The 26692-nt window shown below is 71.8% G+C and carries 22 protein-coding genes; 11 read left to right on the forward strand and 11 right to left on the reverse strand.

Features of this window, described 5'->3' with window-relative positions; translation table 11 throughout:
• Window positions 1-23: 23 nt before the first annotated feature.
• The 3 genes from ACIP84_RS05895 to ACIP84_RS05905 form a co-directional block, all read right to left on the reverse strand.
• Window positions 24-659 carry a DUF1345 domain-containing protein gene (locus tag ACIP84_RS05895; RefSeq protein ID WP_355961354.1) on the reverse strand — a complete coding sequence of 212 codons (636 nt, stop codon included), beginning with the start codon at window positions 657-659 and terminating at the stop codon, window positions 24-26.
• A gap of 88 nt (window positions 660-747) precedes the next feature.
• Window positions 748-1614: a family 1 encapsulin nanocompartment shell protein gene (locus ACIP84_RS05900; protein ID WP_401794969.1), complete on the reverse strand. Its 867-nt coding sequence runs from the start codon at window positions 1612-1614 to the stop codon at window positions 748-750.
• Window positions 1615-1620: 6 nt separating this feature from the next.
• Window positions 1621-2607 (reverse strand): Dyp-type peroxidase, encoded by a 987-nt coding sequence (locus ACIP84_RS05905; RefSeq protein WP_401794972.1) that lies wholly within the window; start codon window positions 2605-2607, stop codon window positions 1621-1623.
• Between the two features lie 259 nt (window positions 2608-2866).
• Between ACIP84_RS05905 and ACIP84_RS05910 the strand changes: the two genes are divergently transcribed.
• Together ACIP84_RS05910 and fdhD are read left to right on the forward strand one after the other, a co-directional pair.
• Window positions 2867-5149: an FdhF/YdeP family oxidoreductase gene (locus ACIP84_RS05910; protein WP_401795692.1), complete on the forward strand. Its 2283-nt coding sequence runs from the start codon at window positions 2867-2869 to the stop codon at window positions 5147-5149.
• Between the two features lie 354 nt (window positions 5150-5503).
• Window positions 5504-6340 (forward strand): formate dehydrogenase accessory sulfurtransferase FdhD, encoded by an 837-nt coding sequence (fdhD, locus tag ACIP84_RS05915; RefSeq protein ID WP_355961362.1) that lies wholly within the window; start codon window positions 5504-5506, stop codon window positions 6338-6340.
• Window positions 6341-6444: 104 nt separating this feature from the next.
• Here the strand turns inward: fdhD and ACIP84_RS05920 are convergent, their stop codons facing one another.
• On the reverse strand, window positions 6445-6609 hold the full coding sequence (locus tag ACIP84_RS05920) for a hypothetical protein (RefSeq protein WP_209497789.1): 165 nt from the start codon (window positions 6607-6609) through the stop codon (window positions 6445-6447).
• A 5-nt stretch (window positions 6610-6614) separates the two neighbouring features.
• A complete protein-coding gene (locus ACIP84_RS05925; protein ID WP_401794976.1) occupies window positions 6615-9170 on the reverse strand; it encodes an ATP-dependent Clp protease ATP-binding subunit in 2556 nt (851 codons plus the stop codon).
• 206 nt (window positions 9171-9376) lie between these two features.
• On the opposite strand from ACIP84_RS05925, the gene ACIP84_RS05930 reads away from it, so the two are divergent.
• The gene (locus ACIP84_RS05930; protein ID WP_401794979.1) at window positions 9377-10654 is read left to right on the forward strand and encodes a YhgE/Pip domain-containing protein; all 1278 of its coding nucleotides are present in this window, start codon (window positions 9377-9379) and stop codon (window positions 10652-10654) included.
• Window positions 10655-10709: 55 nt separating this feature from the next.
• Here the strand turns inward: ACIP84_RS05930 and recQ are convergent, their stop codons facing one another.
• Window positions 10710-12788 carry a DNA helicase RecQ gene (gene recQ, locus ACIP84_RS05935; RefSeq protein ID WP_401794982.1) on the reverse strand — a complete coding sequence of 693 codons (2079 nt, stop codon included), beginning with the start codon at window positions 12786-12788 and terminating at the stop codon, window positions 10710-10712.
• A 212-nt stretch (window positions 12789-13000) separates the two neighbouring features.
• Here recQ and ACIP84_RS05940 point away from each other — a divergent pair, with 212 nt between their 5' ends.
• Window positions 13001-13252 carry an EF-hand domain-containing protein gene (locus ACIP84_RS05940; protein ID WP_355961374.1) on the forward strand — a complete coding sequence of 84 codons (252 nt, stop codon included), beginning with the start codon at window positions 13001-13003 and terminating at the stop codon, window positions 13250-13252.
• 147 nt (window positions 13253-13399) lie between these two features.
• On the opposite strand, the gene ACIP84_RS05945 is transcribed toward ACIP84_RS05940, so the two are convergent.
• Window positions 13400-13693, reverse strand: coding sequence for a hypothetical protein (locus tag ACIP84_RS05945; RefSeq protein WP_055603749.1), 294 nt, complete (start codon window positions 13691-13693; stop codon window positions 13400-13402).
• Window positions 13694-13899: 206 nt separating this feature from the next.
• On the opposite strand from ACIP84_RS05945, the gene ACIP84_RS05950 reads away from it, so the two are divergent.
• Window positions 13900-14628, forward strand: coding sequence for a YoaK family protein (locus ACIP84_RS05950; protein ID WP_401794986.1), 729 nt, complete (start codon window positions 13900-13902; stop codon window positions 14626-14628).
• Here the strand turns inward: ACIP84_RS05950 and ACIP84_RS05955 are convergent.
• Complete coding sequence (locus ACIP84_RS05955; protein ID WP_401795695.1) at window positions 14618-15181, reverse strand: carboxymuconolactone decarboxylase family protein; 564 nt, start codon at window positions 15179-15181, stop codon at window positions 14618-14620. The genes ACIP84_RS05950 and ACIP84_RS05955 overlap by 11 nt on opposite strands.
• A 183-nt stretch (window positions 15182-15364) precedes the next feature.
• Here ACIP84_RS05955 and ACIP84_RS05960 point away from each other — a divergent pair, with 183 nt between their 5' ends.
• On the forward strand, window positions 15365-16288 hold the full coding sequence (locus ACIP84_RS05960) for a pirin family protein (RefSeq protein ID WP_401794989.1): 924 nt from the start codon (window positions 15365-15367) through the stop codon (window positions 16286-16288).
• 82 nt (window positions 16289-16370) lie between these two features.
• The gene (locus ACIP84_RS05965) at window positions 16371-16715 is read left to right on the forward strand and encodes a GNAT family N-acetyltransferase (protein ID WP_401794992.1); all 345 of its coding nucleotides are present in this window, start codon (window positions 16371-16373) and stop codon (window positions 16713-16715) included.
• 66 nt (window positions 16716-16781) lie between these two features.
• On the opposite strand, the gene ACIP84_RS05970 is transcribed toward ACIP84_RS05965, so the two are convergent.
• Window positions 16782-17579 carry a VOC family protein gene (locus ACIP84_RS05970; RefSeq protein WP_401794995.1) on the reverse strand — a complete coding sequence of 266 codons (798 nt, stop codon included), beginning with the start codon at window positions 17577-17579 and terminating at the stop codon, window positions 16782-16784.
• A 299-nt stretch (window positions 17580-17878) separates the two neighbouring features.
• Between ACIP84_RS05970 and ACIP84_RS05975 the strand changes: the two genes are divergently transcribed.
• The gene (locus ACIP84_RS05975; protein ID WP_355961387.1) at window positions 17879-18178 is read left to right on the forward strand and encodes a hypothetical protein; all 300 of its coding nucleotides are present in this window, start codon (window positions 17879-17881) and stop codon (window positions 18176-18178) included.
• A gap of 389 nt (window positions 18179-18567) precedes the next feature.
• Here the strand turns inward: ACIP84_RS05975 and ACIP84_RS05980 are convergent, their stop codons facing one another.
• Window positions 18568-19392 carry a class I SAM-dependent methyltransferase gene (locus tag ACIP84_RS05980; protein WP_401794998.1) on the reverse strand — a complete coding sequence of 275 codons (825 nt, stop codon included), beginning with the start codon at window positions 19390-19392 and terminating at the stop codon, window positions 18568-18570.
• A gap of 372 nt (window positions 19393-19764) precedes the next feature.
• Here ACIP84_RS05980 and ACIP84_RS05985 point away from each other — a divergent pair, with 372 nt between their 5' ends.
• A complete protein-coding gene (locus tag ACIP84_RS05985; protein ID WP_401795001.1) occupies window positions 19765-20979 on the forward strand; it encodes a glycoside hydrolase family 64 protein in 1215 nt (404 codons plus the stop codon).
• 149 nt (window positions 20980-21128) lie between these two features.
• Here the strand turns inward: ACIP84_RS05985 and ACIP84_RS05990 are convergent, their stop codons facing one another.
• Window positions 21129-21875, reverse strand: coding sequence for an SDR family oxidoreductase (locus ACIP84_RS05990; RefSeq protein ID WP_401795004.1), 747 nt, complete (start codon window positions 21873-21875; stop codon window positions 21129-21131).
• 110 nt (window positions 21876-21985) lie between these two features.
• Between ACIP84_RS05990 and ACIP84_RS05995 the strand changes: the two genes are divergently transcribed.
• Complete coding sequence (locus tag ACIP84_RS05995) at window positions 21986-22516, forward strand: RrF2 family transcriptional regulator (protein ID WP_401795007.1); 531 nt, start codon at window positions 21986-21988, stop codon at window positions 22514-22516.
• 799 nt (window positions 22517-23315) lie between these two features.
• Window positions 23316-26657: a S8 family peptidase gene (locus ACIP84_RS06000; RefSeq protein WP_401795010.1), complete on the forward strand. Its 3342-nt coding sequence runs from the start codon at window positions 23316-23318 to the stop codon at window positions 26655-26657.
• Window positions 26658-26692: the final 35 nt, after the last annotated feature.

A 26692-nucleotide genomic window follows, 5' to 3' on the forward strand; every position in this document is an offset into this window, starting at 1 on the left:
CGGAGTCTCCGTGCGGAACTGCCTCAGCCCGTGACGATGCCCGTGACGAGGTTGATGGTGGTGGCCAGGATACTCACGCCGAAGACGTACGACAGCAGGCAGTGACGTAGCGCGATCGCGCGGATCGTCGTGCTGGAGACATCGGTGTCGGAGACCTGGTAGGTCATGCCGAGGTTGTAGCTGAAGTAGAGGAAGTCGCTGTAGCGGGGCGGTTCCGGGGAGTTGAAGTCGATCCCGCCACCGGGCTTCCCGTAGTAGAGGGACGCGTACCGGGTCGCGTACATCAGGTGCAGCGCCGCCCAGGCCATGAACACCCCGGCGAGCGCGGTCGCCGCGGCGGCGTGGCTCAGGTCGGACTTGCCGACCAGCAGCAGGACGACGATGCCGACGAGTCCGCCCACCGCCGTCCCGACGACGGCCAGTTCCTCCATGACGGGCCGGAACTCCTCGCGGCGTGCGTTGCGATGGGTGGTGGTGGCGTCCATCGGCCACAGCGTGACCCAACCGGCGACGACGAAGAGGGTCTCCCCCAGGGCGATCGCGGAGAGGACGCCCAGCGGCGCGTGGGTGGCGGCGCCGACGACGGCCCCGCCCGCCACCGCGACCAGCGCCGAGACGGCGAGCCGGGGTACGGCGGAGAGCAGCAGCGGACTCTTCATGGCGTCGGGCCTCCCGGCTCTCGGGCCTCCCGGCTCTCGGGCCTCCGGACCCTGGGGCCTGTCCGGCGGATCAGGGGGCCGGACACTCCTAGACGCCCGGCGCCTTCAGGACGATCACGGCCTCGTCGGTGTACGTACGGAAGGTGAGCGTCTCCTGGAAGTACAGGTGCACGCTTTCGGCGTCGTGGCCCGTGTAGCCGATCGCCAGGTCCTGGCCGAGGATCAGCTCGAAGTCGCCGCCCCGGGTGGACAGGACGAAGCCGCCGCTGAGGGCCGGCGCCCAGATCGGCGAGCCGTCGAGCATGCGGCCGAGGTGGGCCGCGATCGGGTAGCCGTGGTCGGAGGTCTCGCTGACCGCCCGGTACTCCTCGGCGCCGAGGAGCAGCGCGTAGGGGCCGTCGACGCCTGCGAGGCGCAGGGCGGTCAGGGCCCGGCTGACGGCGTCGGGGTAGTCGCGCGCTTCGCTGGGGAGCTGGACGACCGGGTTGGAGGACCTGACGCGCAGGCCTTCGACACCGGCCGCCCCGTACCCGTCGAAGATCGTGCGGTCCTCGACGAACGCCATCGCGCGCGCCGCGTCCTTGACGGGCTGCCAGTCGGAGTCCTTGGAGCCGCGCTCGACGTCGTCGACGGCGGCCCGGTCGACGGTGAAGGGCACCCTGAGTTCGAACAGCGGTTTCGCCTCGCGCAGCCGTGCGGTGACGCCGGGGGCGGGCGAGCCCAGGTCGCCGAGGTGCCCGGTGCCGACGGCGGCGAGGTCCGGACCTCCGGGGTCGGGGACGTCGACGACGCGACGGCCCGCGACGTTGCGGCGGAAGGTGCGGCGCGCCTCCTCCTCGATCTCGGCCCAGGCCGCCGGGGTGATCGGGGCGAGTTCGCGGTGCAGGTTGTTCGTGTCGGGGCCGTGGTACGGGTCGCTCGTGAGGCCGGGGGTCGTGGCGTCGGGGGTCGTCATGGGGAGTCAGGCTCCTTTCAGGCCGCCGATGCCCAGGGAGTCTCCCTGGCGGACGGCGGCGTCCGGCGGCGCGGCGGGCAGGTCGTCGAGGAGGTCGGCGCTCGGCACGAAGAAGAGGCCGCCGGTCACGGCACGGGAGAAGTCGAGGATGCGGTCCGTGTTGCCCGGCGGGTCTCCGAGGAACATGTTGCGCAGCATCAGCTCGGTGACGGCGGGGGTGCGCGCGTAGCCGATGAAGTAGGTGCCGAACTCGCCGCCGCCGATCCGGCCGAACGGCATGTTGGCGCGGAAGATCTGCCGGGTGACACCGTCCTCGTCGACGATGGTGTTCAGCGCGACGTGCGAGTTCGGCGGTTTGACGTCGTCGGGCATCTCCACGTTGGACGCCTTCCCGCGTCCGATGACGTGCTCCTGCTGTTCGACGGTGAGCGCGTCCCAGGCCGGCATCTCGTGCAGGTACTTCTGCACGACGACGTAGCTGCCGCCGCGGAAGTCGGGGTCCTCGTCGCCGATGTGGACCGCCGCGGCCGCAGTCTGGCCGCGCGGGTTCTCGCTGCCGTCGACGAAGCCGAGGAGGTCGCGTTCGTCGAAGAACGAGAAACCGTGCACCTCGTCGACGACGGTCACGGTGGTGCCCAGGCTCTCCATGATCAGTCGGGCGAGTTCGAAGCAGAGGTCCATGCGCCGGGCACGCAGGTGGAACAGCAGGTCTCCCGGGGTGGCCGGGGCCCGGTGGCGAGGGCCTCTGAGGGCCGGGAAGGGGTGGAGCTCGCGGGGGCGCGGCCCGCCGACGAGCCGGTCCCAGCCCTCGGAGCCGATCCCGGCGACACAGGTGAGGCCGGAGTCGGGGTAGCGGAAGGACACCGACCGGGCGAGGCCCGACAGGTCCTGGAGTGCCTCCCGCACCGTGTCCTCGCCCCCGGGGTTGACGGTGGCCACGAGGAACACGGCCGCCTGGGAGGGCGGGGCGACGACGGGTTGTACGACGACCATGGGACTCCCGCCGAGAGGCAAGACAATGAGACACGAAAGGAATCAAAAGGACAGCGTCAGCGTAGGCGCCCATGATCCGGTACGCAGCCCGTACGGCCCCTCCGGGGCCGAGTGGCACCCCCGAAACGGCGGGCATAGCCTGCCCGAAGGGGCGGCTCCCGTTCCACAGTGCCCCGAGTATCCGCAGGTGAGAGGGTGAACGGCCGTGAGCACCGACCAGGACGCGCAGGAATCCCCGGCGCCCGGCGCCCCGAAGCCCGTGCCGGCCCGGGTGGGGCCCACCCCCGAGGGCGACCCGGAGTTCCACCCCTACCACCACCCCGCGGCGGGCTGGGGCGCGGCCAAGAGCGTGACCGGCTTCCTCGTCCGCGAGGGTGCCCTCGTCGACGGCCCGCGCGCGATCATGCGGATGAACCACGAGAACACCGGCTTCGACTGCCCCGGCTGCGCGTGGCCCGACGACACCAAGGGCCTGCACCTGGACATCTGCGAGAACGGCATCAAGCACGTCACCTGGGAGATGACCCGCAAGCGCGTCGGCAGCGAGTTCTTCGCCGCGCACTCGGTGTCCGAGCTCGCCGAGTGGAGCGACTACGACCTGGAGACCCAGGGCCGGCTGACCGAGCCGATGGTCTACGACCCGGAGTCGGACCATTACGTCCCGATCACCTGGAAGGACGCGTTCGAGCTGGTCGGCCGTGCCCTGCGCGACCTCGACACCCCCGACCAGGCGTCCTTCTACACCTCGGGACGGCTCGGCAACGAGGCGACCTTCCTCTACCAGCTGATGGCCCGCGAGCTGGGCACCAACAACCTGCCCGACTGCTCCAACATGTGTCACGAGGCCAGCGGCCGCGCCCTCCAGGCCTCCCTGGGCACGGGCAAGGGCACCGTCGACCTCAAGGACTGGGAGTCCGCCGACGCGCTGTTCATCTTCGGGGTGAACGCCGCCTCGAACGCGCCCCGGATGCTGACCGCGCTCGCCGAGGCCCATCACCGCGGCGCGCAGATCGTGCACGTCAACCCGCTCGTCGAGGCCGCCGCCACCCGGACCATCGTGCCGCACGACTTCATGGACATGGCCCTCTTCAGGACGACGAGGACCAGCACCCTGAACCTCCAGCCGCGCATCGGCGGCGACATGGCGCTGATCCGCGGCATGGCCAAGGCGATCCTGGAGCACTCCACGACCGACCCCAAGGCCCTCGACCAGGAGTTCGTCGACCGCCACACGAGCGGCTTCGAGGAGTACCGGGCGCTGTGCGAGGCCACACCGTGGGAGGAGATCGAGCGGCAGTCCGGACTGAGCCGCGCCGACGTCCTCAAGGCCGCACGGGTGTACGGCGAGGCCGACCGCTCCATCGTCAGCTGGTGCCTGGGCCTCACCCAGCACGAGCACGGCGTCGACACCGTCCGGGAGATCGTCAACCTGCTGCTGCTCCGCGGCAACCTGGGACGCGAGGGCGCCGGCCCGTCCCCCGTACGCGGACACAGCAACGTCCAGGGCAACCGCACCTGCGGCATCGACCACCGCCCCGGCGACGCGTTCCTCGACCGGCTCGCCGAGGTCTGCGCGATCGATCCGCCGCGCGAGCACGGCTTGGACACCGTCCGCACCATCGAGGCGATGCGGCGCGGCGAGATCAAGGTCTTCGTCGGCATGGGCGGCAACTTCGCGCTCGCCGCCCCCGACACCCGGCTCACCTACGCGGCACTGCGCACCTGCGACCTCACCGTCCAGGTGAGCACCAAGCTGAACCGCAGTCACCTCGTCCACGGCAAGCGGGCACTGATCCTGCCGTGCCTCGGCCGCACCGAGAAGGACCATCAGCGCAGGGGCGTCCAGAGCACCTCCGTCGAGGACTCGATGAGCATGGTGCACCTGTCGATCGGCATGAAGCGCCCCGCCTCACCGCACCTGCTGTCCGAACCGGCGATCATCGCCGGCATGGCGCGGGCCGCGCTGCCCGACAGCGCGACGCCCTGGGAGTGGTACGTCGAGGACTACGACCGCATCCGGGACACCATGGCCAAGGCCCTGGACGGCTTCGAGGACTTCAACCGGCGGGTGCGTCTCCCGCTCGGCTTCCGCATCAGGCAGCCGGCCCGCGAACTGGTCTTCCTCACCCCGTCCGGGCGCGCCGAGTTCTCCAGCGCCCCGCTGCCCGACGTCGTGCCCGAGCCGGGCACCCTGGTCCTCGGCACCATGCGGTCCCACGACCAGTGGAACACCACCATCTACTCCGACAACGACCGCTACCGCGGCATCAAGAACCTGCGCACGCTCGTCCTCATGAACCGGGCCGACATGCGGGAGCGCGGGATCGCCGACATGGGACCCGTCGACATCACGAGCACCGCGAAGGACGGCAGCCGACGGTCCGTCAGCGGCTACCTGGCGGTTCCGTACGACATCCCCCGGGGCTGCGCGGCCGGCTACATGCCCGAGATGAACGTGCTGTGCGCGCTGGTCGACTACAGCACGCAGAGCGACCAGCCGATCATGAAGCACGTCAAGGTGACGATCGAGCCGACCGGTTGACCCTTCCTCATCGCCCTCGGGCGAGCCGCTCCAGGAGGAGATGGCCGCGGCGCTCCGCCCCGGTGAGTTCGGTGGGATCGATCTCCGCCGGCCGGAGCGCGCCCGCGGCGGCGTCGTCCGTACGTCGACGGAGTGCAGAACCGTCCTGGTGCCGCCGGCCGGCGTCGCCGGCATCAGCGACTGCCTCCGACCTTGAAGGGAGTCGTCCGCCTCGAACGGTCGCCCGGGGAGATGCCGGCGCCGTCCCCGTGACAGAGTCGTGGACAGCCCCCGAACAGGCACGACCGGACGACCGGACGGCCGGGCCACACATCGAGCACCGTCGGAGCGGCGCTCCGAGGAGAGGAACGAACCATGGGACGAGTGACCGTACGGCGGCGCGTCCTGCGCGTGCGCGAGGGGGACGCCTCCTACCGCCCGGACACCCTGGCCGCCGAGGAGCCGATGGAGATCAGGGTCGGCGGGCGCCCGCTGACGGTGACCATGCGGACCCCGGGTGACGACTTCGACCTCGCGGTCGGCTTCCTGGTCAGCGAGGGGGTGGTGCACTCCGCCGAGGACGTGGCCGGTATCCGCTACTGCGCGGGGGCCACGGCCGACGGCGGCAACACGTACAACGTGGTCGACGTCGGTCTGGCGCCCGGCGTCGCCGCCCCCGACGCGTCCCTGGAGCGGAACTTCTACACGACCTCGTCGTGCGGTCTGTGCGGCAAGGCGAGCCTGGACGCGGTGCGCACGACGGCCGCCTGGTCGGTCGCCGAGGACCCGCTGCGGATCGGGACGGACGTCCTCGCGGCCCTGCCGGACCGGCTGCGGGCCGCCCAGCGGGTCTTCGACACCACGGGCGGGCTGCACGCCGCCGGGCTGTTCACCGCCGAGGGCGAGCTGGTGTGCCTGCGGGAGGACGTCGGCCGGCACAACGCCGTCGACAAGGTGGTCGGCCACGCGCTGCGCGAGGGACTCCTGCCGCTGCGCGAGTCGGTCCTGATGGTGAGCGGCCGCGCCTCGTTCGAGCTGGTGCAGAAGGCGGTGATGGCCGGGATCCCGCTGCTCGCCGCGGTCTCGGCGCCGTCCTCGCTGGCGGTGGACCTGGCGGCGGAGAGCGGGCTGACCCTGGTCGGCTTCCTGCGCGGGTCCTCGATGAACGTGTACACGGGGGACGAGCGGCTGAGCCCGGTCCCGGTAGTCTGACGCGGACGTGCCGGTGGCGTGAGCCGTGCTCCGGGCGGACCAGGAGGTGTCCTGCGATCCGGTTCGGTCGGCAGGACACCACCGGGGCCTAGGCCCGACAGGGCCTAGTCGGCCTGCCGCTCGCCGTCCGGGGGAAGGCCGACCTCCTCGCGGTCCTCCTCCAGGCGCTCTTCCAGTTCGTCCTCGTCCGGGCGACGGGGCATGCCGCGGCTGTGCCCGGTGTCGGGGTCGCCCTCGACCTGTTCGTTCGACTTGTGGTGCGGGGCCATCGGTCTCACTCCTTGCCGTCGGTGGCGGCGGACGTCACGGAGGCCTCGGGGGCCCTCCCGGCGCCGTCGCCGCCCTTCTGGATGGTGCAGTGGAGGGAGTCGTCGATCACGTCGGCGACGATCGTGTCCCCCGGCTCCGCCTCTCCGCCGAGCAGCAGGGAGGCGATGCGGTTGTCGAGTTCCGTCTGGATGGTGCGGCGCAGCGGGCGGGCGCCGAACTCCGGCTGGTAGCCGTGGGCCACGAGCAGTTTCTTCGCCGCCTCCGTGACGTCGAGGGTCATGCCCTGGGCGCGCACCCGGTGCTTGCTGCGGTCCAGGAGGTGGTCGACGATCTCCGACAGGTCCTTCTCGGTGAGGCTGTGGAAGACGATGATGTCGTCGATGCGGTTGAGGAACTCCGGCAGGAACCGGCCCCGCAGGTCCTCCATCAGCTCGCTCCTGAGCTCGGCCGCGTCGCCCTCGTGGGCGAGGATCCGGTGGGCGCCGATGTTGGACGTCATGATGATGACGCAGTGCCGGAAGTCGACCGTGCGGCCCTGTCCGTCGGTGAGCCGCCCGTCGTCGAGGATCTGGAGCAGCGTGTTGAAGACGTCGGGGTGCGCCTTCTCCACCTCGTCGAAGAGGACCACGCTGTACGGGTTGCGGCGCACCTTCTCGGTGAGCTGGCCGGCCTCCTCGTAACCGACGTATCCGGGAGGCGCTCCGACGAGCCGGGCGACGGTGTGCTTCTCCTGGAACTCGCTCATGTCGAACCGGATCATGCGGTCGTCCTCGCCGAAGAGCAGTTCGGCGAGGGTCTTGGCGAGTTCGGTCTTGCCGACGCCCGTGGGGCCGAGGAAGAGGAACGAGCCGACGGGGCGGTTCGGGTCGCCCATGCCGGCGCGGTTGCGGCGTACGGCCTCGGAGACCGCGGTGACCGCCTCGTCCTGGCCGACGATCCGGGCGTGCATCTCCTCCTCCAGCTTGAGGAGCTTCTCCTTCTCGCTGGCGGTAAGCTGGGAGACGGGGATGCCGGTGCGACGCGAGACGATGTCGGCGATGTCGGCGGCGGTGACCGAGACGACGCCCTCGCGGCGCTCCTCGATGCCCGCGATCTCGCCCTCCACATCGGCGATCTGCCGCTTCAGGTCCGAGGCCTTCTCGAACTGCTCGGCGGCGACGGCCTGGTCCTTCTCCCGCTGGAGCCTGGCGAGCCGGTCCTCCCGGCTGACGACCTCGGTGGAGCGGCCGGCGCTGCGCAGCCGTACGCGCGCGCCCGCCTGGTCCATCAGGTCGATGGCCTTGTCGGGCAGGAAGCGGTCGCTGATGTACCGGTCGGAGAGCTCCGCCGCCGCCGCGAGGGCGCCGTCGGCGAACCGGACCTGGTGGTGTGCCTCGTACGCGTCCCGCAGTCCTTCGAGGATCTGCACGGTCTCCTCGACCGTCGGCTCCGGGATGAGGACGGGCTGGAAGCGCCGTTCGAGTGCGGCGTCCTTCTCGATGTGCTTGCGGTACTCGTCGATCGTCGTCGCGCCGACGACGTGCAGCTCGCCGCGCGCGAGGGCGGGCTTGAGCATGTTGCCCGCGTCCATCGCGCCCTCGCCCGACGCGCCCGCGCCGACGACCGTGTGGAGTTCGTCGATGAAGAGGATGATGTCGCCACCGGCCTCCTGGACGTCCTCGATGACCTTCTTGAGGCGCTCCTCGAACTGGCCGCGGTACTGCGCTCCGGCCACCAGACCCGACAGGTCGAGGGAGACGACGCGCTTGCCCTTCAGGGTGTCGGGCACCTCGCCCGCCACGATCCGCTGGGCGAGGCCCTCGACGATGGCGGTCTTGCCGACGCCGGGCTCGCCGATGAGCACGGGGTTGTTCTTGGAGCGCCGCGAGAGGATCTCGATGGTCTGCTCGATCTCCTCGGCGCGGCCGACCACCGGGTCGAGCCTGCCCGCCTTCGCCTCGTCCGTGAGGTCCCTGCCGAACTCGTCCAGGGTGGTGGCCGGCTGGTTCGGCTGCTTCCCTGCGGCGGGGGCACCGCCGTCGGAGCGGCTCGCCCGGTCCGTGAGGCCGCGCAGCTTCTTCACGTCGTGGTCGTCCGCGCCCAGGAGCCGGGTCGCCCCGGAGTCGGAGTCGGCGAGGAGGGCCGCGAGGATGTGCTCGGGGCCGATGTACGACACGCCCGCCTCCTGCGAGCGGCCGTAGGCGGCGGCGAGCGTGCGCTTGGCGGCCGGGGTGAGTCCGGGCTCCGAGGAGGGCTCGCCGGACTCCCGGGGCAGTACCCGGTCGAGCTGGGCGGCGAGCGCCTCGGGGTCGACGCCGACCTGGGACAGCAGCCGGCGCGAGGGGTCGACCTGGGTCGCCGCCCACAGCAGGTGTTCCGTGTCGAGGTCGGAGGTGCCGTCCTCGACGGCCTTCCGGGCGGCCAGGTTGAGGAGTTCGTGCGAGGACTCGGTCAGGAGGCGGCCGATCGGGACGCGCTGGACGGCTGGGGGCGAGGACGCCGGCGACATCCCGAAGAACCGGTTCAGCATGTCGCTGAACGGATCGGACGAACCGAAGGGTGAACCGAACGCCATCGACATGTCAGCTCCAGAGACGCAAGAGGGATCGTTCTCACTCAAACGTGACGTATAGGGCGACGCAACCGGAGTGGACCCCGCTCGGTCGGTGCCCTGTCCGGCGCCCCTCCCCGCGCCCTTCCCCGCGCCCTCCCCGCGCCCGACACGCCCGCCCCACCCGTACGGGCCGCAATCCCCGCCACGGCGGCGCGCGCGTCGACGATGACACCATGACGTCCGCGATCCCCCCGCACACCCCCGGACCGCAGGTCCGCGCCCGGAACCTGGTCCGCAACCCCAAGCTGTGGTTCGTCCCGACCGTCCTGAGCGCACTGGTCGCCGTGGGCCTGTCGCTCCTCTACATGGGCGGCATCCTCAATCCGAACGACAATCTGCACAAGCTGCCCGTGGCCCTGGTCGACGAGGACCGGGGCGCCCCGCTGCCCGGACAGCGGGAGCCCCTGGGGAAGCAGATCACCGACAGGATCGTCGCCGCCGGTTCCTCGAACACCAGCGTCGACTGGCGGCGGCTCGACCGCGCGCAGGCACAGGACGCACTGGCGTCCGGCGAGATCTTCGGCGCCCTCGTCGTCCCGGAGAACTTCACCGCGTCCGTCTCCGCCCTGACCACGAACCGGGCGACGGTACGGCCGACGATCACCGTGCTCACCAATCCGGGCCTGGGCAGTCTGGGTTCGTCGCTCACGGCCCAGATCAACCAGAACGCGGCCCATCAGGCCTCGCTGACCATCGGCAAGCAGCTGGCCGCCTCCACCGACGACCCGACGACCCGGCTGCTCCTGGCCGATCCGGTCGCCGTCACCACCCAGGTCGGCCATCCGATCGGCCGGCACAGCGGTCTGGGCCTGACCGCCTTCTACTACACCCTGCTGCTCGTCCTCGGCGGCTTCATCGGCGGCAACCTCGTCAACAGCGGCGTCGACACCGCGCTCGGCTACGCCGACAGCGAGATCGGCCCCTGGCACTCCCGGCACCCGACGGTCCCGATCGACCGCACGCAGACGCTGGTCCTGAAGATGCTGATGACGGCGGGCATCTCGGTCCTGACCACGACGCTCGTCATGGTGGCCACGATCACGATCCTGGGCATGGACGCCTCGCACCTGCCGATGCTGTGGCTGTTCTCCTACTGCGCGACGGTCGCCGTCGGCCTGGGCGTCCAGGCCATCAACGCCGCGTTCGGCGGCATCGGCCAGCTCGTCTCCATGTTCGTCTTCATCGCCCTCGCCCTCCCCTCCTCGGGCGCGACCGTCCCCCTGGAGGCCACCCCGGGCTTCTTCCGCTTCCTGGGCCTCTTCGAGCCGATGCACCAGCTCGGCGCCGGCGTCCGGTCCATCCTGTACTTCGACGCCCGCGCCGACGCGGGTCTGGCCCGCGGCTGGATCATGATCGCCGTCGGCACGGTTCTGGCCCTGGCGTTCGGCTTCGCCATGACCCGGTACTACGACCGCCGGGGCCTGCGCCGCCTCACCCCGCAGCCCGCCTGAGCAGAACGGAGGGGGTGAGGAGTCGGTGCGTGGGGCGGCGCCCGTCGCCGGCCGCCTACCGCCAGTCGTCGTAGGGCGGAGGCGGCTCCTCCGTCCCGTCCATGTCGTAGGGCGGCTCCTCGTCGTACGCGGCCTCGTGGTCCGGCGCGGAAGGTGCGGACGGCACGGACCGCGCGGATGCCGCGGACCGCGCGACGGGGACCGCCGGGGCGGCGGCACCTGCGGGCGCGGCGGCGGGAGCCGCAGCGGGCGCGGTTCCCGCCCCGGCGGCCGCGGCGTCGGCCCCGCTCTCCGCCAGCGCCTCCAGCACACCCTCGGCGTACTTCGCCAGCTTGGCCTGGCCGACACCGCCGATGGTCCCGAGCTCCTCGACCGTCGTGGGGAGCTGTGTCGCGATCTCCCGCAGCGTGGCGTCGTGGAACACGACGTACGCCGGGACGCCCTGCTCGCGTGCCGTCGCGGCCCGCCAGGCGCGCAGCGCCTCGAAGACCGGCACCGCGGCCGCCGGCAGGTCGACGGGCACACGGGCGCTCTTCCCGGAGCGCCCGCCGGTTTCCTTGCGGGGGGCGGCGGCCGGCGCCTTCTCCTTGCGCATGGTGACGGTGCGGCGCCCGCCGAGCACCTCGCCGCTCTCCTCCGTGAGCACGAGGGTGCCGTAGTCGCCCTCCACCGCGAGGAGCCCCAGCGCGAGGAGCTGCCGCACGACCCCCCGCCACTCGGCGGTGCCCAGGTCGGCGCCGACTCCGAACACTGAGAGGCCGTCGTGGTCGAACTGGATGACCTTGGCCGTCTTCTTGCCCTGGAGGATGTCGATGATCTGTCCGGCGCCGAACTTCTGGCGACGCTCCTTGGCCAGTCGCCACACGGTGGACAGCAGCTTCTGCGCGGCGACGGTGCCGTCCCAGGACTCGGCCGGGGTCAGGCAGGTGTCGCAGTTTCCGCAGGGCTGACCGGACTGGCCGAAGTAGGCGAGGAGACGCACGCGGCGGCAGTCGACCGTCTCGCACAGCGCGAGCATGGCCTCCAGGTGCATGGCGAGGGCGCGCCGGTGCTGCTCGTCGCCCTCGGAGCCGTCGATCATCTTGCGCTGCTGGACGACGTCCTGGAGGCCGTACGCCAGCCAGGCGGTGGCGGGCTCGCCGTCGCGGCCGGCGCGGCCGGTCTCCTGGTAGTAGCCCTCGACGGACTTGGGCAGGTCGAGGTGGGCCACGAAGCGTACGTCGGGCTTGTCGATGCCCATGCCGAACGCGATGGTCGCCACCACGACGACCCCGTCCTCCCGGAGGAAGCGGGCCTGGTTGGCCGCGCGCGCACGGGCGTCCATGCCGGCGTGGTACGGGACGGCGTCGATGCCGTTCTCCACGAGGAGGGCCGCGGTCTTCTCCACCGAGGCGCGGGAGAGGCAGTAGACGACTCCGGCGTCCCCGTCGTGCTCGGTCCTGATCAGTTCGAGCAGCTGCTTGTGCGGGCTGTTCTTCGGGACGATGCGGTACTGGATGTTCGGCCGGTCGAAGCCGGCGACGAAGTGCCGGGCGTCCTCCAGACCGAGCCGTGCCGCGATCTCCTTGTGGGTGGCCTCGGTGGCCGTCGCGGTCAGCGCGATCCGCGGCACCTTGGGCCAGCGCTCGTGGAGCATGGAGAGCGCGAGGTAGTCGGGCCGGAAGTCGTGGCCCCACTGGGCGACACAGTGCGCCTCGTCGATGGCGAAGAGCGACACCTTGCCCCGGTCGAGGAGCCGCTGGGTGCCCTCGGTGCGGAGACGCTCGGGAGCCAGATAGAGCAGATCGAGCTCGTCGGCGAGGAAGGCCTGCTCGACGGCCTGCCGCTCGTACGGATCCTGGGTCGAGTTCAGGAATCCGGCCCGCACCCCGAGGGCCCTGAGCGCGTCCACCTGGTCCTGCATGAGGGCGATCAGCGGCGAGATCACGACGCCGGTGCCGTCTCTGACCAGGGCCGGGATCTGGTAGCAGAGGGACTTTCCGCCGCCGGTCGGCATCAGCACGAGGGCGTCGCCGCCGTCGACGACCTGCTCGATGATCTCCTGCTGCACGCCTCGGAAGGAGCTGTAACCGAAGACGCGGTGGAGCACCTGCGCTGCCTCGGAGATCACGGCGGAACCGTCGGAAAGGACCATTCACCCACCCTATCGGCCGCCACGGACACCCCGGCCGCACCGCCGAAACCTGTGGACAACCCCTCGCCGCCTCTTCCGGGCGGCGGTCCGCGCCACGCGACCGGGCCCGATGACGGGCCACGAGGCAACGCGAAGGGCGAACCCTGCGTCCTTCTGCACAGGGACGCATCGGCCGATGCACCAGCCACGGCCACAGGGAAGCAGGACACATCATGAGCGACAAGGCCCGTACTCTCTTCGACGCGCTCGACCTCGACCATGACGGCAGCCTGACGCGCATCGAGGTCATCAACGCGCTGCGGGCCAAGGGCCCGACCCTGGCCGCACAGGGCGTGATCCCCACGTGGGGCGTGGGGACCGACGACGACGCCTCGGCCCTGTTCGACCAGGCCGACCAGAACGGCGACCGCGTCCTGTCGTTCGAGGAGTTCGCCGCGCTGGTCGACCGCCGCTTCGGCTGGTGACACCGGCCCGCGCGCGCGACGGAGGACCCCGCACAACAGAGAACCGGCAGGGCGAAGCCCGCGAGCCGCGCGACGGAGGACCCCGCACAAGAGAGAACCGGCACCGCGCTCTCCGCGCGATGCCGGTTCTTCCGTCCGGAGGGCCGGTCAGGAGACCTCGGGCAGCAGCCCCGTGGCCGGCGCGGCCAGGTCGGTGAGCTGGTGGAGCTGGTTCACCTGGTGCACCTGGCTGAGGCCGCCGAGCTGACCCGCGATGCCGGGGAACTGCGCCTTGGACTCCTCCGGGATCCCGGTCGTGGCGAGCGCGTCGAGTTCGCTGACCGGGTTGATCGGCGGACCGAGCGGGCTGGTGGTGGCGACGGCCTGCGCCGCGGAGGCGCCGAGGCACGAGAACGCGGCGGCGACGGCGAGAACTGAGGAAATGCGTCGTGTAGAGATCACACCCTCACAACGCCCGGCCCCGCCGACGGACACGGCCGCGCCCCTCCCGCACCGCCCGATGGCACTACCGGCGGAAGGCGGACCACGACACCGCGCCCGGCGCGCTCCGGCGTGGCGAGGCACGCGATCGGGAGGGAGTCGGTGTACGTCACAGAAGGGCTTCGGATCCTGGCCGCGGACCCCGTCGCGGAAGGAGTGTCCGAGGGATGCGCAAGCTGCTGGTCGACGTCGCTCACACGCTGGTGCCGCCCCGGGGCGACCGGCACGGGCCACTGCCGCCGCTCATGCTGACCCTGACCTTGGTCACGGGGCTGGTGGACGCGGTGAGCTTTCTGGGGCTCGGGCAGGTCTTCGTGGCCAACATGACCGGCAACGTGGCGCTCCTGGGCTTCGCCCTCGCGGGCGCCGAGGGCCTGTCCGCGCCCGCCTCCCTCGTCTCCCTGGCCTCGTTCCTCGTCGGCGCGGTGGTGGGTGGCCGGTTCGGCACCCGCTTCGCGGCCCATCGCGGGCGGCTGCTCACCTCGGCGCTCGCCCTGCAGGCGGTGCTCGTCGCCGCGGCGCTCGTCATCGCCCTCGTGGCACACGACAGGGTGGGCGCGCCGGCCCGGTACGCGCTGATCGTCGCCCTCGGCCTCGCCATGGGGATGCAGACGGCGGTGGCCCGCCGCATCGGCGTGCCGGACCTGACCACGACCGTGCTGACCCAGACGCTGACCGGGCTCGCCTCGGACTCCGCCCCGGCCGGTGGCGACGACCCCCGTCCCGGCCGGCGGATCCTGTCCGTCCTGGCGATGGTCCTCGGCGCCCTCGCCGGTGCCCTGCTCCTCGACGCCGGGCTCGCGGTCGTCCTGGGCGTGGCCCTCGCCCTGCTGGTGGCGGCCGCCGCCGTCACGAGACGTCTGGCGGCCACCGACGCGGCGTGGGTCAGGCCGTAGCGTCCACCGGAAGCGCGGCGGATGCGGAAGTGGGGTCGGTGGCGGCGGCGGATGTAGGGGCGGCGGTGGCGGGTGCAGGGGCGGTGGCGGGTGCGGCGTCGCGTACGGGATGACGGCTGAGGATCGACACGCGGTTGAAGGCGTTGATGGCGATCGCCACCCAGATCACCGCCGAGATCTCCTCGTCGTCCAGGACCGCGCGCGCCGCACCGTACGCCCGGTCCTGCGCGAGACGGTCCGCCGGGTCGGTCGTGGCCTCCGCCAGGGCGAGGGCCGCGCGTTCCCGTGCTGTGAAGAGCTCGGTGTCCCGCCAGGCGGGGAGCACACCGAGGCGCCGGGTGGTCTCGCCGGCCCGCAGCGCGGCCCTGGTGTGGACGTCGAGGCAGTAGGCGCAGCCGTTGATCTGCGACACCCGGAGGTTGACCAGCTCGACCAGGATCCGGTCGAGCCCCGCCTCGGCGGCGGTCGCGCGGACGGCGTCGGCGGTGTGGACCAGCGCCCGGTAGGCCGCGGGGCTCTGCTTGTCGAGGTAGACCCGTCGACCGTCCGTCATGTCGTTCCCTTCGTTGACGTCGCTCACGTGGTCGCTCACGTCGTTCACGCGGTCGTTCGCGTCGTTCACCATGCGCTCCTTCGAGGAATCCGTGCGCGTCACGGGTTCTGGGGCTATGATCATCCATAGTTGTTGAAAGCGAAACTATATCGCTGGACGAGCACGGATGGAGAGGGGTCGGGCATGAGCGACACGGAGGTCGAGATTCTCTCCGCGCGGGACGTCCCGCTGGGCGGGCCGCGCGCCATGACCGTACGGCGCACCCTGCCCCAGCGGTCCCGCACCCTGATCGGCGCCTGGTGCTTCGCCGACCACTACGGCCCCGACCGGGTCGCCGAGTCCGGCGGCATGGACGTCGCCCCCCATCCGCACACCGGCCTGCAGACCGTGAGCTGGCTCTTCAGCGGGGAGATCGAGCACCGCGACAGCCTGGGCAGCCACGCGTTCGTACGCCCCGGAGAACTGAACCTCATGACCGGCGGCCACGGCATCAGCCACACCGAGGTCTCCACCCCCGGCACCACCGTCCTGCACGGGGTGCAGCTGTGGGTGGCGCTGCCCGACGAACACCGGCACGCCGACCGCGACTTCCAGCACCACGCCCCGAAGCCGGTGCGGCTCGACGGCGCTGAACTCCGGGTGTTCCTCGGCTCGCTCGCCGGCGAGACCTCCCCCGTGCACACCTTCACCCCGCTCCTCGGCGCCGAGCTCCTCATCGACTCCGGCGCCACGGTCGTCCTCCCCGTCGACCCGGCCCACGAGCACGGCCTACTCGTCGACGAAGGAGACGTCCGGTTCGCCGGAACCCTCCTCCGCCCGGCCGAACTCGGTTACGTCGACACCGGACACGACACCCTGATCCTGACGAACGAGTCCGAACACCGCGCGCGGGCGGTCCTCATCGGCGGTACGCCCTTCGGCGAGGAGATCGTCATGTGGTGGAACTTCATCGGCCGCAGCAACCAGGACATCGTCGAGGCCAGGGAGGAGTGGGAGCGCGCCTCCGACCGCTTCGGCCACGTCGACGGCTACCCCGGCGACCGCCTCCCCGCCCCGGCCCTGCCGAACGCCGCCCTCACCCCCCGCGGAAACCCGCCCCGCGCCTGAGCCACGCACCCTCGCACCTCACCGACCCCATACCAACCGACCCGACACCCCACGGACCCTTCGACCCGAGAGGCACGTCATCATGAGCGAGCAGGCAGCAACCACCCCCGTCGTCCGCCGCGTCGACCCCCGCCACCGCTACGAGATCCTGGTCGACGACCAGCGCGCCGGCCTCACGGCGTACCGCGACCGCGACGACCGGCGCGTCTTCTTCCACACCGAGATCGACGACGCCTACGCGGGCCGGGGCCTGGCCTCGATCCTGGTCGAGCAGGCCCTGACCGACGTGCGCGCGTCGGGTATGCGGGTCGTGCCGGTCTGCCCGTACGTGGCCAAGTTCCTGAAGAAGCACGAGGAGTTCGCCGACATCACCGACCCGGTGACGCCGGAGGTCCTGCAGTGGCTGGAAGGCCAGTTGGCCCGCTGACCGTCGCCCTCGGCCCCACCGGCCCACGCCCCTCCTCGCCCACGCCGCTCGTCCCGGCCCCGCCGCTCAGCCGGCGGGCGGGGCCAGGACGACGAAGTCGGCGTTCGACGGGTCGAGGCAGACGGCGAGCCGTCCGACGCCCTCCGCGTCGTCCGGCCCCATCTGCACGTTGCCGCCACTGGCGGTGACCCTGGCCACCGCGGCGTCGCAGTCGCTGACGGCGAAGACGGGGTGCCAGTACGGCCGCCCGTGCGCGAGAGCGAGGTCCGCCTCGCTCACCTGCATGAGGCCGCCGTGCATCCGCTCCTCGGGCAGTCCCGCGGGGGTGATGATCGTGTACGTGCCCTCCCCGCCGGGCATCGGCATGTCGCTGTACTGCCAGCCGAAGACGCCGGTGTAGAACTGCTTCGCCGCCTCGGCGTCGCTCGTGTACAGCTCGGTCCAGGACAGCGAGCCCGGCGCGTCGACCTGCTCGACACCCTGGTTCGACCCCGGCTGCCAGACCGCGAACTGGCCGCCCAGCGGGTCGCTGTACTGCGCCATCCGCCCCCACTCGTCGAGGTCCATGGGCGCGACCCGAACGGTGCCGCCGGCCTCCTCCACGGCCCGGGTCGTGGCGTCCGCGTCGGCGACGCTGTAGTAGATCATCCAGGCCGAACGCGCGCCCTCCTCGGTGAGCTTGCCGAGACCGGCGACGATCTTCCCGTCGTTCCGGAACATCCCTCCCTCCATGTCCTCCCCCTCCCCCATGGACTCGTAGTCCCACCCGAGCACACCGCCGTAGAAGGCCGCGGCGGCCGGGACGTCGGGAGCGCCGAGGTCGAGCCAGCAGGGGGAGCCGGGGACGAAGTCGGTGGTGATCATGGCGAAGGCCTTTCACGGTTCCGGGGTACGCCGGGTACGCCCTCAGCCTCGCACCGGACACCACCCCTCGCGCGTCGACCGATCCGCGTCGACGGCACCCCGCCGTTCCTCCGACCTGAGCAGGGACTTCGGCGGTCACCTCCGAAGGTGGGCCGACCGACCCTCGACCGACGGCCGGACCGGCCCCGCCCGTCGAGTGGTCGCCGCCGAGAGGAAGGAGGACGCTTGAACTGAGCGCGTCGGGCTGTCGAGGGCGTCGCCGGTGGAGCGCCCGCCCGGCCGGGAGAGGCAGCGACGTCATGCGCATGCTCCTGAAGGTCCAGATGGACACCCCGGCCTCGAACGAGGCCATCCGAGCGGGCACGCTGCAGACGATCATGGAGGATGCCCTCCGGGAGGTCCGTCCCGAAGCGGCGTACTTCACGGTCGAGAACGGTTGCCGGACCGCCTACCTGTTCTTCGACATGGCCGATCCGTCGCTGATGCCGAAGATCTCGGAGCCCTTCTTCCTCAAGCTCAACGCCAAGGTCCACTACTCGCCGGTCATGAACCCCGAGGACCTGGCCAAGGGCCTGGACGCGATCGCCCCCGGCGGGTGATGCTCCCCGGCGTCGACGCGCGCGTGCCCCCAGGTCCAGGCCGCGCTGCCGATCCGTTGCGGGCTCCGATCCCGCGCTGGACGGCGGCGAGGCGGCTCCGGACCGTCTCCGCCGCGATGAACAGTCCGCCCCGGTCTCGGCGTTGGGGCCGGCCTCTTCGACGAGCCCGGCGACCGTCGCATGACCCTCCGCCACCTGCCTGCCCCTGGTGGCCTGGGAACCGCCGCTGATGCTCGTCACCGGCGACTACGCCCGCCGCGGCCCCTGCGCCGCGGGGTGACCCCCGTCGGCCCCACGGCCCCCGTTGGTCCCACGGCCCCCGTCGGCCCCACGGCCCCCGCCGGCGGGTCGCCCGGAGCACCCGGCCTCGGCCCCCGAAGAGCCGACGGCTAAAGGACCTCCCCAGGCTTCCGGCCCCAGGCCGTGAGCATGCCCGCCGACAGCGCGGCGCATCCGTCGGATCCCAGGTACCGGATCGCCGCGTCGACGGCCGCGTCGTCGACCAGACCGGTCGCCAGCATCGGCGCCCTGCTCCGCTCCCACGTGTCCGCCCAGAAGCGGCTGATCGGGCTCCCCGCCAGCAGCGGCGGCACATGGATCTCGGCGGCGACGGGCACCAGGCCCGCACCGCGGAGCAACTGCGGATACGTCGGCACCCAGGAGACGTCGGTGCCGATGGTCTCTCTCAGTGCCTGCCACATCGCCCGCATCACCACGGTGTACGGGGTGTCGGGCGCCCGGTCGCTCGTCAGGTCCACCGCGTCGCTGAGCACCAGCACGCCGCCGGGCGCGACGAGTTCGGCGAGTCGGCTGATCACTCGGTCGTGCTCGGGAAGGTGCATGAGCACGAAACGCGCGTGGACGAGCCGGAACCGGCCGGGGTCGAAGTCGGGGTCGGTGACGTCGGCCTCGATCACGTCGAGGCCGGTCACGGGACGCTCGACGAGAAAGCGCACATCGCGGTCCACGGCGAGCACGCCCGTCACCCCGGCCTCGTCGAGCAGCCGACGGGAGACCGTGCCCGTCCCGGCGCCCACATCCAGGCACCGCCAGCCCGGACCGACCCCGAGCGCGCGGAAGCGCGCCATGGTGATGTCGTCGTAGGCGAGCGCGCCGTAGTCGATGCGCTCGCCCTCGCCCGCCCGTTCGGGTGGGAACACGGCCTCACCGTAGCGGCCTTCACCCGGCGCGTCCCCGCGCGGGGCGGCGGTCACGCCGCCACCCGGGCGGGGAACAGCGGGTCCTCGAACAGTGTCATGAGCGGATCTCTTCAGCTGGTGGGGGCGGGGGTTCCGGGCGGCGGGAAGCGTCGCCGACATCCTGGACACCGACATCGCGGCCACCTCCCGTCGATCCTCCACGGACCACCGCCCAGGCAGCCGAGGCGCGCCGCGCCTGCGCCGATCGGGCGTCCCGAACCCGCCCCCACCGCGCCCCGAGCGCACACAGGCCCACCCCAACCATTGACAGGTCCATCTCACTCTCACCATTCTTGAGAGCGCTCTCAGGGCCTGCGAGGCCCAAAGCCCCACTCACCCACCCACGGATTCCCCCCACACGGAGTCCCCACCTCCGAGGAGCCCCACGTGTCCGCACACCGCAGGCGCAGGCACGGCCGCGCCGCAGTCGTGACCCTGGCCGCCGCCGCGCTGATCGGCACCGTCGTCACCGTCGCCGGCCCGTCCGACACCGTCCAGGCCGCCGTCCCCGCGACCATTCCGCTCACCTTCACGAACAACTCCGGCCGCGGCGAACAGGTCTACGTCTACAACCTCGGCACCGAGCTCTCGACGGGCCGGCAGGGCTGGGCCGACGCGAACGGCACCTTCCACCCCTGGCCGGCCGGCGGCTCCGTCCCCGTACCCGCGCCGGACGCCGCCATCGCCGGTCCCGCCAACGGCGGGTCGATGACGATCCGGCTGCCGAAGTTCTCGGGCCGGATCTACTTCAGCTACGGACAGAAGCTGGTGTTCAAGCTGGCGACGGGCGGTCTCGTACAGCCCGCGGTACAGAACCCCAGCGACCCCAACAGGAACATCCTCTTCAACTGGTCCGAGTACACGCTGAACGACTCGGGCCTCTGGATCAACAGCACCCAGGTCGACATGGTCTCGGCGCCCTACGCCGTCGGCGTGAAGCGCCCCGACGGCACCGTCGCGAACACGGGCCGCCTCAAGCCCGGCGGCTACCGGGGCTTCTACGACGCCCTGCGCGGCCAGCCCGGCGGCTGGGCCAACCTCATCCAGACCCGCGCCGACGGCACCGTGCTGCGCGCCCTCGCCCCGGGCCACGGCATCGAGGCCGGCGCGCTGCCCTCGGGGGTGATGAACGACTACATCAACCGCGTCTGGACCAAGTACGCCTCGTCGACCCTGACGGTGACGCCCTTCGCGAACCAGCCGTCCGTGAAGTACTTCGGCCGGGTTTCCGGAAACGTCATGAACTTCACCAACACGTCGGGCGCCGTCGTCACGTCGTTCCAGAAGCCCGACTCCGACAGCGTCTTCGGCTGCTACAAGCTCCTCGACGCCCCCAACGACCAGGTGCGCGGCCCCATCTCCCGTACGCTCTGCGCGGGTTACAACCGCTCCACCCTGCTGACGAACCCGAACCAGCCGGACACGTCCTCGGCCGACTTCTACAAGGACGGGGTCACCAACCACTACTCCCGCAAGATCCACGCCCAGATGGTCGACGGCAGGGCGTACGGCTTCGCCTTCGACGACGTCGGCGCTCACGAGTCGCTGGTGCACGACGGCAACCCGCAGCAGGCGTACGTCACGCTCGACCCGTTCAACTAGGAAGTCGCGGGCCGGACCGCGGGCCCGCGACGAACCGACGATCCGAGGGCCGAGGTCCGAGTACCGACAGACCCGTCGACCCGCCGCCGCACCGGCGGGTCGACGGGACCACCCCTTTCCACCGGGCGGGCGGCGGGCGGCAAGGACGATCAGCCGGCGAGGGACGCGCGCAGCCAGTCGCGGTAGCGGGTGGGGGCCAGACGCGCGCCCGGCCCGGGGGTGAGGACGTCGCCGCGGACCGCGGCGAACATGCCCGCCCGGTCGTCGACGACGACGGAACGGTCGTCACCGCGGGCGGCAAGGGTGATCCGGCCGATCTCGTCCAGCGCGAGGGCGTCGGGTCCGGCGACGTCGAGCGTGCCGTTCAGCGGCTCCCCGGCGGCGACGTCGGCGAGGGCGGCGGCCACGTCCGCGGACGCGATCGGCTGCAACGGGGTGGCGGGGAGCCGGACTTCGCCGTCGGTCGCCGTCCAGGACATCACCGCGTCCATGAACTCGAAGAACTGCGTGGCGCGGACGATCGAGTACGGCGTGGGGCCGTCGCGCAGCAGGTCCTCCTGGAGCACCTTGGCCCGGTAGTAGTCCAGGTCGGGGACCTGATCCACGCCGACGATCGACAGCGCGACCTGGTGGCGTACGCCCGCACGCTCGCCCGCGCCGAGCAGGTTGCCCACGGTGGTGCGGAAGAAGTCGAGCGACTGGTCGTCGAAGGTCGGGGAGTTGCTGACGTCGATGACCGTGTGGGCGCCGGCGAGCGCCTCGTCCAGGCCTGCGCCGGTGAGCAGGTCGACCCCCGAGGAGAGGGAGGCGGCGACCACGTCGTGACCGGCCTTCTGGAGCAGGGCGACGACCTGGGAGCCGATGAGGCCGGTGCCGCCGATGACGGTGATCTTCATGGTGTGCCTTCCTTCGTGGACCCGGCGGGGCCCCTGGGACGCAAACTCGGATACCCGATGTCCGAGATAATACTCGGATAGTATGTGTCCGAGTCAAATGGGGAGGCGACATGAAACTGTCCGGTGGCGTGGAGTGGGCGCTCCACTGCTGTGTGGTGCTCACGGCCGCGAGCCGACCGGTGCCGGCGGCCCGCCTCGCGGAGCTGCACGACGTGTCGCCGAGCTATCTGGCCAAGCAGATGCAGGCGCTGTCGCGGGCCGGTCTCGTGCGGTCCGTCCAGGGGAAGACCGGCGGATACGTACTGACCAGAGAGGCCGCCGAGATCACCCTGCTCGACGTCGTCCAGGCCGTCGACGGGCCCGATCCGGCGTTCGTGTGTACCGAGATCCGGCAGCGGGGACCGCTGGCGACACCGCCGGAGAAGTGCACGCGGGCCTGCCCCGTCGCCCGCGCGATGGGAGCCGCGGAAGCCGCGTGGCGGGCCTCGCTCGCGGGCACCACGATCGCCGATCTCGTTTCGACGGTGGAGGGCGAGAGCGGGCCGGAGGCGCTCCCGGGAATCGGCTCCTGGCTGACGGCCGGCACGGACCCGGCCACGGGCGGGGACGCCCCCGCGGGCACCGACGCTCCCCGGACCTGAGACGGAGACCGAAGGGGGACAGAACGGGTGACGGAGAGGGTGACGGAGAGGCCGCGGCCGATGCTCCCGCCATGAGATCAGGTCCTGGGCGACTGGATCGCACAACACCCGCCGTTCTTCGGCTACTCCGCCTCCCAGGCCTACCTCCCCTCCAAGCGCCCGGCCCTCGCCGCCTCGACCACGAACGGCCCCACCGCCCAGGCCGGCACAGCGCCCACGCCCAGCTCCCACACCATCACCCAGCGCATCGCCGCGGCCCTCGCCCCGAACCACCCGATCCCCGACTTCGGCTGACCCGCCCCACACCCGGGGCGACAGCTCCGGCCCGGCGACCGCGCCGCCGGGCCGGGTCGGGCGGGCGGGTCGAGCCGGGCGGGTCGGGCGGGCAGGTCGGGCCGGGCGGGCGGGTCGGGTCGGTCGGGTCGTCGGCCCGGGTCCCCGCACCCCGAGGGAAGGTCCTTCCCCCAGGGTGCGGATACGGCCAAGGGGAGGGACGCGCTCCGACCGCGGGCGCGGCAGTCCCGGAAGGTCGACGGGGACTGCGGCGCGGACGGTCCGGGGGCACCGGTGTCGCACAAGGATCGCCCGGTCGTCACGGTGCCGTCACGGAGCCGTCGTGGCCCCATCGCACTCGGTGCCCTCCGGATGGCCGGAAACCGCGCAGCCCAATCCCCCTCGCCCACCCCGCCGTTGATCAGCTCACATACTGCGCTGACCGGTCGGCGGGCGTCGTTGCGTCCCGGCCGGATCCGACCACTCGACCTCATCCCAAGCTCCTGGGGGAGACTTGCGCGCACATGTGAAGAGAACACGCGCCTTCACCATCGCAGCGGCCACATCCGTGGCCCTGGTGGCAGGCATGACCGGCCCCGCGACGGCCACGGCCGACCTCCCGCGCCCCGGCGGCGACCAGCGGATCGCGCTCGTCACCGGCGACCGCGTGGTGGTGAACGCCAAGGGCCGGATGGTGGGCTTCGAGGCCGCCCGAGGCCGTGAGCACATCCCCGTACAGGTGCAGCGCGTCAACGACCGCACGCTGGTCGTGCCCAGTGACGCGCAGCCACTCATAGCCGCCGGCCGACTGGACCAGCGGCTCTTCGACCTCGATGTGCTCACCGACGCGCGGCTGCGCGCGAGCCACCGGGACGGGCTCAAGCTGATCGTGCAGTACGAGGGCGGTGCCGGTGCCGCACGGGCCGAGGTGCGTGCGGCCGGCGACACCCAGCTGCGGCGGACGTTCCCGACGCTCGACGCCGACGCCATCCGTACCTCCCCAGACGACGTCGCCAAGGTGTGGGACGCGCTGACCGACCGGCGGAGCGATGGCCTGCGGGCCGCCGCCTCCGGCATCGGCACGGTGTGGCTGGACGGGGTGCGGTCCGCGAGCCTGGACCGCAGCGTCCGGCAGATCGGCGCCGACAAGGCCTGGGAGTCCGGGTACGACGGCACGGGCGTCAAGATCGCCGTCCTCGACACCGGCGTCGACAAGACCCATGACGACCTCAGCTCCCAGGTCGTCGGCGAGAAGAACTTCTCCGCCTCCCCCGACGCCGTGGACCGTGTCGGACACGGCACCCACGTCGCCTCGATCGCCGCGGGTACGGGCGCCAAGTCTGGCGGCCGGTTCAAGGGCGTCGCCCCCGGCGCCAAGGTGATCAGCGGCAAGGTCCTCGACGACAACGGCTTCGGCGACGACTCCGCCGTCCTCGCCGGCATGGAGTGGGCCGCCGCCGAGGGCGCGGACGTGATCAACCTCAGCCTCGGCAGCCCCGACAGCCCCGGCGTCGACCCGCTGGAGGCGGCGGTCGGCCGGCTGTCCGCCGAGAAGGGGATCCTGTTCGCGACAGCCGCGGGCAACGAGGGCGAGAGCGGCGCATCGACGGTGGGCTCGCCGGGCAGCGCGGACGCCGCGCTGACCGTCGGCGCCGTCGACAAGGACGACCGCCTCGCGGCCTTCTCCAGCACCGGCCCGCGCGTCGGTGACGGCGCCGTCAAGCCCGACGTGACCGCGCCCGGGGTGGCCATCGCCGCGGCCGCCGCGGCCGGAAGCGCGATCGACACCCGCCCCGGTACTCCTCACCCCGCTCCGGGGTATCTGCAGATCGACGGCACCTCCATGGCCACCCCGCACGTCGCGGGCGCGGCGGCGATCCTGAAGCAGCGTCACCCGGACTGGAAGGCCACCGAGCTCAAGGGCGCGCTGATCGCGTCCGCCAAGGGCGGCGACCACACCGCCTTCCAGCAGGGCTCCGGCCGGGTCCAGGTCGACAAGGCACTGGCGCAGAGCGTCATCGCCGATCCGGTCTCGCTGAACTTCGGCACGGCGCAGTGGCCGCACGCCGACGACCGGCCCGTCACCCGGAAGGTCGCCTACCGCAACCTCGGGACCACCGACGTCACCCTCGACCTGTCGGTGGCGACGCTCGACCCGAAGGGCAAGCCGGCCCCGGCCGGTTTCTTCACGCTCGGCGCCGACAAGGTGACCGTGCCCGCGGGCAGCCGCGCCGAGGTCGACCTGAGCGCCGACACCCGGATCGGTGACGCCGACGGCAGCTACTCGGGCTACGTCACCGCCACCGCCGCGGGCCAGTCCGTCCGCACGGCCGCGGTGGCGGTGCGCGAGGCGGAGTCGTACGACGTCACGCTCCGGGCCGTCGGCCGCGACGGTGCCGACGCGCAGAACTTCCACAGCACGCTGATCGGCGTCTCCGGCGCCGCCGCCGGCTTCGAGACCCGCATCGACAACGAACCGGGCAGCCACACCGTCCGGGTCCCCAAGGGCACGTACACCTTCAACACGGCCGTCTACCAGGACCCGTCGGACTACACCAAGGGCACCGACTGGATCGCCCAGCCGAAGCTGGAGATCTCCGGCGACACCACCGTCACCGCCGACGCACGGACCACCAAGCCGGTGGACCTCACCGTGCCCGGCATCGACTCGGTGGACTACGGAGGCACGTACTACGAGCTCGGCGGCACCGACATCGGCCGGGTCGGCAACGGCTGGGTCCTCAGGAGCTTCGCCGGATTCCGCACCGCCCACCTGGGTCCGGCCGTCACCGACGGCTCGCTGCTGCAGACCTGGGACGCCCACTTCCTCAAGGACGCCACCAGCCAGTACTCGGTGGCCTTCGGCGGCAGGACGAACAAGGTCTCGACGGGCTACACCAAGCACGTGAAGGCGAACGAGCTGGCCACGCTCAAGGTCGGCCTCGGTGCCTCCGCCCCCGGGAAGTCCGCCCTCGTCTCCCCCTTCGCCCACATCCCGGGCGCGCCGGAGGGCAACGGCTTCTCCGACCTGCAGCCGGCGCCGGGCACACGCACCTTCTACGTCTCCACCGCCGACGACGTCGAGTGGGTCACCAAGTTCGACCAGGCGGGCGAGCCCGACACGTGGGGCTACCCGGCCTTCGAGGGCAGCTGGGAGATGGTCCGGCCGAAGCGTTACGAGGCCGGCCGGACGTACCGCGAGACGTTCAACACGGGCGTCCTCGGCCCGCTCGTCGGCGGGAACGCGGGCGTGTTCCGTACCGCTCCCGACCCGGCGACGGGCGAGCAGCGGCTCGTCGGCTCGCTGCCGCTGTTCGCCGACGGGCAGGGCCACTCGGGGTACTCCCCGTACACCTCGGTCACCTCGACGCTGTACCGCGACGGCGTCAAGGTCGCGGAGAACGACGACCCGCTGACCGGCTCTCAGCCCTTCACGGTCGACGGCTCCGACGCCGAGTACCGCCTGGTGACCTCGGTGGAGCGCTCGGCGCGGCTCGCCGCCGCCTCGACACGTGTCGAGACCGGCTTCACGTTCCGTTCGAAGCAGGTCGCGGCCACCACCGCACTGCCGGTGTCCACGGTCCGCTTCTCCGCCCCCGTCGACCTCACCTCCCGCGCCCCGGAGCACGCTCCGGTCGTCGTCCCGGTGACCGTGCAGGGCTCCGCCGCCGGTAGGAACCTCAAGTCCCTTGAGATCTCGGTGAGTTACGACAACGGGAAGACCTGGCAGCGTGTGCAGGTCCGGAACGGCGCGATCTCCGTGAAGAGCCCGGCGAAGGACAGCGGGATCTCGCTCTCCGCCGTGGTCAAGGACAAGCAGGGCAACACGTCGACGCTGACCGTCCACAACGCGTGGCTCGGCAAGTGACGCCGACCCGCTAGTCGTCGGACGTGGGACGTCGG

The organism is Streptomyces sp. NPDC088707, from assembly GCF_044752725.1.
In the GTDB taxonomy this organism is placed as follows: Bacteria; Actinomycetota; Actinomycetes; order Streptomycetales; family Streptomycetaceae; genus Streptomyces.

What these genes read in the sequence shown, in the direction of transcription:
- fdhD (WP_355961362.1), top strand. Translation starts at nt 5,504, where the DNA reads ATGGGACGAGTGACCGTACGGCGGCGCGTCCTGCGCGTGCGCGAGGGG.
- ACIP84_RS05970 (WP_401794995.1), bottom strand. Translation starts at nt 17,579, where the DNA reads ATGATCACCACCGACTTCGTCCCCGGCTCCCCCTGCTGGCTCGACCTC.
- ACIP84_RS05950 (WP_401794986.1), top strand. Translation starts at nt 13,900, where the DNA reads ATGCGCAAGCTGCTGGTCGACGTCGCTCACACGCTGGTGCCGCCCCGG.
- recQ (WP_401794982.1), bottom strand. Translation starts at nt 12,788, where the DNA reads ATGGTCCTTTCCGACGGTTCCGCCGTGATCTCCGAGGCAGCGCAGGTG.
- ACIP84_RS05905 (WP_401794972.1), bottom strand. Translation starts at nt 2,607, where the DNA reads ATGGTCGTCGTACAACCCGTCGTCGCCCCGCCCTCCCAGGCGGCCGTG.
- ACIP84_RS05975 (WP_355961387.1), top strand. Translation starts at nt 17,879, where the DNA reads ATGCGCATGCTCCTGAAGGTCCAGATGGACACCCCGGCCTCGAACGAG.
- ACIP84_RS05995 (WP_401795007.1), top strand. Translation starts at nt 21,986, where the DNA reads ATGAAACTGTCCGGTGGCGTGGAGTGGGCGCTCCACTGCTGTGTGGTG.
- ACIP84_RS05940 (WP_355961374.1), top strand. Translation starts at nt 13,001, where the DNA reads ATGAGCGACAAGGCCCGTACTCTCTTCGACGCGCTCGACCTCGACCAT.
- ACIP84_RS05925 (WP_401794976.1), bottom strand. Translation starts at nt 9,170, where the DNA reads ATGTCGATGGCGTTCGGTTCACCCTTCGGTTCGTCCGATCCGTTCAGC.
- ACIP84_RS05920 (WP_209497789.1), bottom strand. Translation starts at nt 6,609, where the DNA reads ATGGCCCCGCACCACAAGTCGAACGAACAGGTCGAGGGCGACCCCGAC.
- ACIP84_RS05965 (WP_401794992.1), top strand. Translation starts at nt 16,371, where the DNA reads ATGAGCGAGCAGGCAGCAACCACCCCCGTCGTCCGCCGCGTCGACCCC.
- ACIP84_RS05955 (WP_401795695.1), bottom strand. Translation starts at nt 15,181, where the DNA reads ATGACGGACGGTCGACGGGTCTACCTCGACAAGCAGAGCCCCGCGGCC.
- ACIP84_RS05900 (WP_401794969.1), bottom strand. Translation starts at nt 1,614, where the DNA reads ATGACGACCCCCGACGCCACGACCCCCGGCCTCACGAGCGACCCGTAC.
- ACIP84_RS05960 (WP_401794989.1), top strand. Translation starts at nt 15,365, where the DNA reads ATGAGCGACACGGAGGTCGAGATTCTCTCCGCGCGGGACGTCCCGCTG.
- ACIP84_RS05990 (WP_401795004.1), bottom strand. Translation starts at nt 21,875, where the DNA reads ATGAAGATCACCGTCATCGGCGGCACCGGCCTCATCGGCTCCCAGGTC.
- ACIP84_RS05895 (WP_355961354.1), bottom strand. Translation starts at nt 659, where the DNA reads ATGAAGAGTCCGCTGCTGCTCTCCGCCGTACCCCGGCTCGCCGTCTCG.
- ACIP84_RS05930 (WP_401794979.1), top strand. Translation starts at nt 9,377, where the DNA reads ATGACGTCCGCGATCCCCCCGCACACCCCCGGACCGCAGGTCCGCGCC.